The sequence below is a fragment of the Paenibacillus forsythiae T98 genome (assembly GCF_000520735.1).
GTDB lineage: Bacteria > Bacillota > Bacilli > Paenibacillales > Paenibacillaceae > Paenibacillus_AQ > Paenibacillus_AQ forsythiae.
Map to the genome: position 1 here is coordinate 1 of NZ_ASSC01000619.1, position 9,705 is coordinate 9,705.

Consider the following 9,705-nt stretch of genomic DNA (forward strand, 5'->3'; position numbering starts at 1 on the left):
TTCAGTTGGATGACCGACATTCGTCCCGTGGAAGCGCTGAACGGGCAAGGAGGGAAATCCTTTCATTTTTTAGGCTATAAATATTTGAATCCTACGCATATCCAGGTATGGTTTGATAAAAATCTACCCCAGGTCAACGCCAATCCGGAGCAGTTCGCCATCTATGAAGGCCTCAATGCCAGCGGTAAACGCCTTCCGGTGCTTTATCTGGCGTCATCTGCCGAGAAGAATCACAATATCTCCGGTATGCCGGTAGGCTCAAGCTATATATTGGAAGTGTCCGGCGAAAATTCTTTTGTGGCTGGCAAAACCTATACCGTCGTGCTGGACAATCATTTGACCGCCAATAACAAGGTCAGCCTGGGGGCATACTCCTCCAACCGCGATGTCGTGTTCCAGTTTGCCGTTCCGGCGGCGGGCGGTTCCTACCCGGCCTCCGTGGAGCCGCAGGCTCAATACTGGCTTGCGGACGGCGCTTCCGGCGTACCCGTGGAAGGAACCTTATGGTTTTCTCTGAGCCTTCCCGCCGCACATCCCGAGAAGGTGTTGGCCGGTATCTCTCTGTTGGAAAAAGGAAAGAAGCTTCCATTTGACCGGAGCATTGACGCCGCCCCCGAGAGCGGAGCCCGCAGCTATGCTCCCCAAGCAACGCTGGACGGGACGTTCTTCTTTCTGCCGCTTACCGGCAGCGGCGGTTCCGCGCCTTATGATCTGGCTTTCGATACGGAGTACGAACTGACGATTCCGGAGATGGAGGCTATCAACGGGAAGATCATAAAGGGGACGAGTATACGCTTCAGAACGGCCAAGGAGGATGTTCCTCCGCCAATGAGCGCGATCATCGAAGGACACTTTCAGGCTGGACAGGCTTCTCTTAGCTGGAGTCCGCTGGCTTATGCGGCAGGATACAATCTGTACGCAAGCGAAGACCCTTATTGGGGCTATCAGAAGGTGAATGATCAGCCCGTGGCGGACACGGCATACAACATTTCTCTGCCTTCCCCCGGGCAGGTTCGCTACTACCGGATTGCCGGAGTAAATGCGGCGGGAGAGGGAGGGATCTCGGATTGCATCGCCGTGTCGCTGCCGAAGGAGGCGGTGGACGGGGCGCCGTCCTTCTCCGTAGGCTTGCCATCGGGGTCATCCTCCGCTGCAATACCGGGCAGGCTGGTGCAGCCGGGACCGGACGGTATTTTGCGGATGGATCCAAGCGCTGCTTCAGAAGCGGTGAAGGACCCGGCCCAGACGGCGCTGGTCGCGGATGTCTCCGCCTATCCTGAAGCCGATGGCGCGGGAAAAGCGATTCGCTTATCGGTTAATGTGCTCTCCGCTCTGAAGCAGGCAGGGAAGCCGTTCAAGCTAACCGATGGGGTCCTTGAACTGACCGTTTCCCCGGCGTCCATGACAGAGCAGGCCGCCATGACCATCGGGATGCGTACGCCCAACGGGCAAGCGCTGCCGAAAGCGCTGAAGAATACGGTAAGCCGCAAGCTGTTCTCTTTGTACGCCTTGTCCGGTGAAACTTACCTGTATGATATAAAAGAACCCGTCAGGGTTGCGGTTGCCATTCCCCAAGGTACAAGCGATTCCTCAAAGCTGGGCGCTTACGTGCTGAATGCTGACACCGGAAAATGGGAATACAGCGGCGGCCGGATCAAGGATGGCAAGCTGGTATTCGACACAACCCGGTATTCCTCCGTCATGCTGGCGGAATCGGTCGTTTCCTTTGCGGATATGAAGGGGCATTGGGCAAGGAAGCAGGTCGAAGTTATGGCGGCCAGACAGGTTGTGGCCGGCATGCCGTCCGGTCTGTTCCAGCCGGAGCTTCCAGTCAGCCGGGCGCAGTTCGCCGCCATGCTGGTCCGTGCCCTGGGACTGCGGGAAGCATCCGGTGCTGGCAGCGGCGGCTTTGCTGACGTAGACCGGCGGGCCTGGTATGCTTCGGTGGTCCAGGCGGCATCGGCCGCAGGCATTGTGCAGGGAGCAGGCGGCAAGTTCCGGCCCGAAGCCGGCATTACGAGGCAGGAATTGGCGGTGATGCTGGCAAGAGCGCTTGAGCTTCAAGACGCAGTCGCGGCCGTGAGCAATGGGGGATCAAGCCCGCTCTTTAGCGATGCCGGGCAAATTGACGGCTGGGCCATTGACAGCGTAGCGAAGATATATCGTCTTGGAATAGTAAAAGGAGACGCAAGCGGAGCCTTCCGTGCAAGGAGCCAGGCCACCCGGGCAGAGGCTGCCGTGATGCTTAACGCCTTGATGGATAAGCTGCCGCAAGAATAATACATTGACGCCAAGCTTGTTGGAGTTCGAGCCGATCAGGAACCATGCTGATCGGCTTATTTGTTCAGATCGAAATTGGATACGCCGGGCGAATACCATTTCTTTATACCGCCTTGCAGACTTTCCTTCGATTGGTATTTCGATTATATTGTTGAAGGGGACACGGCTGGACTAACATGGATGAGGTGAAGCTAGGACGATGAAAATAATGGCCCGAAACGCCATACTGTGCATTGTCGGTATTCTTTTATTGATATTTCCGGGCGCATACGCCGGAGCGGCAGGAAATCTTTTGCAAAATCCCGGGTTCGAGGAAACGGCATCGGGCGCTCCTTCCTTCTGGACGAGGGATGTATGGGTGCAGGGCGCTCAGGCAAGCCTGTTGTCCGTGGAGTCCGGGGATTTCCATTCCGGTGGTGCAGCCGCCGCCATAGAGAATACGCAGCAGAATCATGCGAAATGGATTCAGACCGTTGCCGTAAAGCCTGACACCCATTACCGGATTTCCGGCTGGGTTAAAGTGGTGAACGCGGGAGCGGAAGGCATCGGGGCCAATATCTTCGTTGTCGGCGTTGGCGGGGGGTATCCCAGCACCAGAGACACCGGCGGAGGCTGGCAGCAGCTTCAGTTCGTGGGCAAGACTGGCCCCAAGCAAAAGGAAATGGGCATCGGCGCCGCTCTTGGCGGCTATGGGAATCTTGCCACAGGCAAAGCGTATTTTGACGATTTGTCCGTGGAGGAGCTTGACGCAGCCCCTGCAGGCGTTCCGGTAATCTCGCTTAACCCCGGGGCGGCAGGCCAGGCCGGGACCGCGGGGAAGCCGGTTAAAATATCAGCCAAAGACATTTTGTTCTTCTCCGCCTTGTTCTCCTGCCTGTTCGCCTGGGTTTACCGGACCGCGCTGCGCAGCAAGCGTCTGCTCAGACGGGAGAGCTATGACTATGGCGCGTGGCTGTGGATCGTTCTTTTCGCGTCGTTTCTCTTGCGCCTCTGGCTTGGCTGGACCTCGCAAGGCTATATGAACGATATGAAGACTTTTATGTATTGGGGCCAGCGGCTGGCTGAGATCGGTCCGGGACGCTTTTATCAGGAAGGCATTTTTGCGGATTACCCTCCCGGGTATATGTATATATTGTATCTGCTTCATCTCATTCAGCAGGGCCTCGGTCTAAGCCCGGATTCTTCAGCGGAGATGCTGCTGTTCAAGCTGCCGGCGATTCTGGCGGATATCGCTCTCGGATGGCTGATTTACCGGATCGGAAGCGAGAAGCTGGGCGGCGGAATCGCGCTTGGTCTGGTTATTCTGTATTTGTTCAATCCGGCCGTGCTGACAGATTCGGCGGTGTGGGGGCAGGCGGACGCCTTTTTCGCGCTGTTCCTTCTGCTCAGTATTCTGGCCGTTTCAGATAAACGTCTTGCCGTTTCCGCGCTCTGGTTCGCGGTGGCTACGGCGGTGAAGCCGCAGGCGCTGATTTTTACGCCGGTGCTGCTGTTTGCCTTCATTCATTACCGTGCATGGAAAGAACTGCTGAGAGGAGCGGTGTACGGGCTTATTGCTTTTTCCCTCATTACACTGCCGTTCTTTTGGGGCAATGGAGGGCTTGCCGGTCTGATCGACCTGTACAGAAGCACGCTGTCCTCCTATCCGTATTCCACCGTCAACGCTTTTAACCTGTACATGCTCGCCGCTCCCAGTTGGACGCCGATTGACCAAATCTGGCTCGGTATTCCATATCGCGCGTGGGGGAATATTTTTATTGCAGTCGCTGTAGCCTTGGCCGCGCTGTTCTCGTTCCGCCGTGACAAAAAGGACTTGTCCAAGTCCTTCTTCATCGGCCTGGTTCTAATTGTGGTTATGTTTGTGCTGGGGACCAAAATGCATGAACGGTATATGTTCCCGGCGCTTGCTTTGAGCTTGTTCGCCTTTATGGAAATCAAGGACCGGCGGCTGCTGACATTGTTCTTTGGCCTGAGCCTGACCCAATACGCCAATGTGGCCTATGTGCTGCTTCATCTGAATGCGGGGCAGAATCCCGGCTCGGACGGCATCGTTCTTGTTACTTCAATCGCCAACGTCGGGCTGCTGCTGTATATGCTGTATATCGGCTGGGACCTGTATTTCAGAAAAAGGGTGCTGACGCTCGCTCCCGCATATACCGACGGACAAATCCGGGAAGCCGGTCTGGCGCTCGCCGGAGAACTCTGTCAGGATAGCCTCCTGCGGGGAAGCGCAGCCTCGCGAATGATGCGCAGAGATTGGCTTTGGATGGCGGCGATTACGGTTCTGTATGGGGCGCTCGCCATGGTTAATCTGGGTTCGAGCCGTTCGCCGGAAACGGCATGGGCGCCTTCGGGCGCGGGAGAAAGCTTCTACGTAGATTTGGGCGCCGCGAGGCAACTGGACAAGGTAAGAATATTCGGCGGCGTGGGAACCGGTGAATTGACGCTGGAATTTGGCGACTCGCCGCAAAGCTGGTCCGCTCCGGTTAAGATTAAGGAGGATGTCGGCAACGTCTTTATCTGGAAAAGCACGCCGCTTAACGCCACGGCGCGGTACGTCAGAGTGGTTGTAAATAATCCGGGCTTCTACTTGCATGAGGTCGCTTTTTACGAGCGGGGAAATCCGTCGCCTCTGAACATCGCCGGAGTATCCGCTGATACGGGAGGGACTCCCAAGCATGGGGTGCCATCGAACCTGTTCGACGAGCAGCGGCTGATTCCGGCCAACTCCGGCTTTATGAACAGCACTTACTTTGATGAAATCTACCATGCGCGCACCGCTTATGAATATGCCCATGGCATCATTCCTTACGAGAATACGCATCCGCCGCTTGGCAAGCTGCTCATATCCGTCGGGATGGCGCTGTTCGGCGTGAATCCGTTCGGTTGGCGGATCGTCGGCACGGTATTCGGAATCGCCATGCTGCCTCTTATGTATGTAATGGCGCTGCGGCTGTTTGGGCGGACTCGCTATGCTGCGCTTGCGGCGGGGCTGTTCGCGCTGGACTTTATGCATTTTACACAGACCCGGATTTCTACCATTGATGTGTACGGCGTCTTCTTCATCATGCTGATGTTCTACTTCATGCAGCGTTACACGGCCATGAATTTCTACCGCGACCCGCTTGGCCGGACGCTCAGGCCGCTCTTTTGGTCAGGGCTGTTCTTCGGCATCGGGGTTGCCTCCAAATGGATCGTACTGTATGGAGGGGCGGGGCTCGCCATTATGCTCGGAATTTCACTCTTTGACCGGTACCGGCAGCACCTGGCGGCCCGGCGCTTGCTTGCCGAAGGAAAGAGCACGGACCCGGAGCTGTCTGCCGCTTGCCAACAGGCCGCGCGAGCCTTCTGGAGCAGAACCGTTATCACTCTGGCGTCCTGTATGGTCTTCTTTATTGTCATTCCGGCTGCGATTTACAGCTTGTCGTTTATTCCCGTGCTGTCCGTCACGCCGGAAGGATATACAATTAAGGGGCTGTTTGAAGCGCAAAAGAACATGTATGACTATCACAGCCAGCTTGTGGCTACCCATCCGTTCTCTTCCCAGTGGTGGCAATGGCCCTTTATGAAGCGCCCGGTATGGTTCTTCAGCGGCGGAGAGGGCTTGCCGGCAGGCCAGACCAGCAGCATCGTGACGATGGGCAATCCGCTGATCTGGTGGACGGGGGTGTTTGCCGTTCTCGCGGTCCTGTGGCTGACGCTGAAGCGCCGGGAGAAGCCGCTATACGTCATTTGGATCGGCTATTTTTCCCAATACATTCCCTGGATGCTCGTTCCGCGCGAGACGTTCCTTTACCATTATTTCGCCATGGTTCCATTCATGATTCTGGCGCTGGTCTATATCCTGAAGCTGTCGGATAGCGCACTTCCGGAATCCCGGTCGAGAGTCATCCGTTATGTGTATGTTGCTGCGGCGGCGCTGCTCTTCATCATGTTCTATCCCGTCTTGTCAGGCATGCAGGTTAGCGGGAATTATGTGACAGGCTTCCTGCGGTGGTTCCCGACCTGGGTCTTTTAGGGACATGTTTGTCCATAATTTAGGAGGAGAAGAAATGAAAGCCAGATACAGCGTGATCGTCCCGATGTATAATGAAGAAGAAGTCATCTCCCATACGTACGAGCGTCTGAAAGAAGTCATGGACCGCAGCGGAGACGCCTATGAGCTGATCTTCGTGAATGATGGCAGCCGGGACCGCTCCGCCGATGTAATCCGGGAGATTGCGGACGGGGACGGGCATGTGAAGCTGATCGACTTCTCGCGGAACTTCGGCCATCAGATCGCGATTACCGCAGGTATGGACTATGCAAGAGGTGATGCGGTGGTTGTGATCGACGCCGATCTTCAGGACCCGCCCGAGGTCATACTTGAGCTTATTGCCAAATGGAAACAGGGGTATGAGGTGGTGTATGCCAAACGGCTGAAGCGCCACGGCGAAACTTTTTTCAAAAAAATCACCGCCAAGCTGTTCTACCGACTGCTGAGCAGGCTGACCAGTGTAGATATTCCGACCGATACGGGGGATTTCCGGCTGATTGACCGCAAGGTATGCAACGTTTTGCGCGAACTAAAGGAGAAGAATCGCTATGTCAGAGGGCTGGTCAGCTGGGTGGGCTTCCGCCAGACGATGGTGGAATATGTCCGCGAGGAGCGCTTTGCCGGGGAGACCAAATATCCGCTCAGAAAAATGATCCGGTTCGCGCTCGACGGCATCACGTCCTTTTCGCACAAGCCGCTCAAAATCGCTTCTTACCTTGGATTTCTGCTTTCGTTCTCCAGCTTTGTCTTCTTGTTCTTCGTGCTGATGCAGAAGTGGTTTACTTCCCGCACGGTGCCTGGCTGGGCTTCCATCGTCGGCGTCAACCTGCTGTTTAACGGGATTGTGCTGATGATTCTCGGGGTAATCGGCGAATATATCGGCCGGATCTATGATGAGTCGAAGGACCGGCCGCTGTATATTGTCCGCGAGGCGGTGGGCTACAGCAATTTGAAGGAAGAGGAGGCCAAGCTCCTGCGGGAAGAGGCCGGACAACGATGGAAGGATGTGCCTCATGAATAGCAAGAATACACGCGGTGATATTTTGCAGTTCGTTAAATTTAATATTGTCGGTCTGTTGAATACGCTGGTGGATATGGCCGTGTTCGCGCTGCTCAACTGGCTCGGATTGTTCTATGTCGCGGCCCAGATCATCTCCTATGGCGCAGGAACGGCCAACAGCTTCATCCTGAATAGCAATATCACGTTCAAGGACCGGAAGCGCTCCAAGGAAGAGGGCTTCGATCATAAGCAGCTTCTGCGTTTTATAGCGCTCAATCTGATTGTGCTGTGCATATCCCTGCTGCTGATGAGCCTTCTGATTGACCGCCTGGGGCTGCAAAAGTTGGCGTCGAAGGTGCTGGTTACGTTTGTTACGGTCATCATCAATTTTTTTGGCAGCAGAAAGTGGGTATTTGTGAATCCGAAGCAGCCTCGGTCTGTCTCCGGCGAGCCAATCTCCGGTACAGGTACGGAGCAACGTTAGAGGGTGAAACTATTGCGCAAGCTTTCTTACATCATTATTATTGCAGGCATTCTGCTGATTCTGTATCCAAAGGGCAGCGAATGGTTTGAAGATTGGCAGCAGCAGAAGCTGCTGAAGGAAGCCGAGCAGAGCTTTGAACAAGGCGCGGAGACCGCCGGGAATTCCATCGATCCCGATTTGCGGCTCAAGTACGCCAAGGTGACCGAGCTGCTTGCCGAAGAATCGGCGGTGGACGAGCAGTCCCGGCTCTCAGCGGATCAAGGCAGTTCAGACGTTGGCGAGAAGGCGATCGCGCTGATCGAGATCGATGCCATTGATGTTAAGCTGCCCGTGCTTGAAGGAGCCACCAAAGCGAATATGAGACATGCGGCCGTGCATTTAACCGAGACTGCTCCGCTTGGGCAAATCGGAAATGCGGCTATCGCCGCTCACCGCGCCCACACCAAAGGAAGATTGTTCAACCGTCTGAATGAGGTGAAGGTGGGCGATACGATTTCCGTCAAGACCAAAGGGAAGGTTTATAATTATTCGGTCTACGACATTTCGATTGTTAATCCTACGGACGTATCTGTGCTTGCGGGCAATAAGAAGGACCGTGTGCTGACGCTCATCACTTGCGACCCGCTGATTAATCCGACGCATCGGCTGATTGTGCATGCGAGGCTCCCGTAGACTGTGGCGGAAAGATGAAAAAACAGGCAATCAGGCAGGTATATTTTCCTAGTTTCCTATTGATAATTTATATAAATATGGTAATCTGATATTAGAAAAGCTAAACACGATAACGGCAAACCTATCGAAAGATAGGGACGCAAAGCTAGAGGGCCTTCCCGCAAGGATGGCAGCCAGCTACCGAAAGGAGTTTTATCCATGAAGAAGTTTTATTTTCTGCTTCTTATATTATTTATTGTAGCCACGTCCGTTCCAGTTACCCCGGCGGCGGCCGCGAGCGGCGGTTCCGAATGGCTGGATACTTCGAATGTAAGCCAAGGCGTTGTCGGCATTCAATATAATGCCCCCCAGGGCAAGCGTACCAAGCTGATGATCACCAAGGACGGCAGCAGCTATACCTACAACCTCTTCGCATCCAAACCCAACGAGTCTTTTCCGTTGCAGCAAGGCAGCGGCTCCTATAAAGTTTCCATTCTTGAGAATATCAGCGGCAACAAGTATAAAGTAATCTATTCCGACTCTATCGACCTGTCGGTGAGCGATCCTAACGCCGTATACCTCAGCTCCGTACAGAACGTGAAATGGAACTCGTCCGACAAAGCGATCCAGAAAGCGAAGCAGCTCACCCGGAATGCCGACACAGACAAAGAAAAGGTAACCGCCATTTATAACTATATCGTCTCCAATGTGAAATACGACTATGCTTTGGCGGCTACCGTACCTTCTGACTATGTGCCGGATATCGACAGAACGCTCGCCAGCAAGAAGGGGATCTGCTACGACTATGCGTCTCTCTTTGCCGCCATGCTCCGCAGCGTGAACGTTCCCGCCAAGCTCGTGATGGGGGAGAGCAGCTATGTATCTCAATATCACGCATGGAATGAAGTCCTGATCGATGGCCAGTGGGCGACTATTGATACGACGGTGGACGCCGGTCTGGGCAAGAGCAATAAAAAGGTTTCCCTGGTCAAAAGCGCAAGCAAATACACGGGTGTGAAGTATTATTAAGCACCTGAAAGCTTCATACAGTAAATGAACAATCCGCTTAAATAATAAGAGGATTGTTTTTTTGTATTTTGGGTATTGCCATATCGCCCGAGAAGAGGTATTATAGATGAGTCGTCTTCGAGAGACAAAAGCTGTTGATGGTAAGGTAAAATAAACTTTCAAAAAAAGCTTGCGTTTCTGAAAGATACATGATATATTATAAAAGTTGCTGCTGACGAGAAGTTG

General features: G+C 54.3%; 6 protein-coding genes and 1 riboswitch. All 6 genes read left to right on the forward strand.

Annotated elements, in window-relative coordinates; all coding sequences use genetic code 11:
• Window positions 1-2,280, forward strand: a 2,280-nt coding sequence (locus L692_RS29485) for an S-layer homology domain-containing protein (RefSeq protein ID WP_036724551.1), incomplete at its 5' end; no start/stop codon positions are given.
• A gap of 199 nt (window positions 2,281-2,479) precedes the next feature.
• Window positions 2,480-6,298 carry a phospholipid carrier-dependent glycosyltransferase gene (locus L692_RS0119280; protein ID WP_025701699.1) on the forward strand — a complete coding sequence of 1,273 codons (3,819 nt, stop codon included), beginning with the start codon at window positions 2,480-2,482 and terminating at the stop codon, window positions 6,296-6,298.
• Between the two features lie 34 nt (window positions 6,299-6,332).
• Window positions 6,333-7,337 (forward strand): glycosyltransferase family 2 protein, encoded by a 1,005-nt coding sequence (locus L692_RS0119285; RefSeq protein ID WP_025701700.1) that lies wholly within the window; start codon window positions 6,333-6,335, stop codon window positions 7,335-7,337.
• The gene (locus L692_RS0119290) at window positions 7,330-7,800 is read left to right on the forward strand and encodes a GtrA family protein (RefSeq protein WP_025701701.1); all 471 of its coding nucleotides are present in this window, start codon (window positions 7,330-7,332) and stop codon (window positions 7,798-7,800) included. The genes L692_RS0119285 and L692_RS0119290 overlap by 8 nt, the downstream gene beginning before the upstream one ends.
• 3 nt (window positions 7,801-7,803) lie before the next feature.
• Window positions 7,804-8,472 carry a class D sortase gene (locus L692_RS0119295; protein ID WP_156940514.1) on the forward strand — a complete coding sequence of 223 codons (669 nt, stop codon included), beginning with the start codon at window positions 7,804-7,806 and terminating at the stop codon, window positions 8,470-8,472.
• A 104-nt stretch (window positions 8,473-8,576) separates the two neighbouring features.
• Window positions 8,577-8,657, forward strand: a riboswitch (cyclic di-GMP riboswitch).
• 13 nt (window positions 8,658-8,670) lie between these two features.
• Entirely contained in the window at window positions 8,671-9,480 is an 810-nt protein-coding gene (locus L692_RS0119300) for a transglutaminase-like domain-containing protein (protein WP_025701703.1), read from the forward strand.
• Window positions 9,481-9,705: the final 225 nt, after the last annotated feature.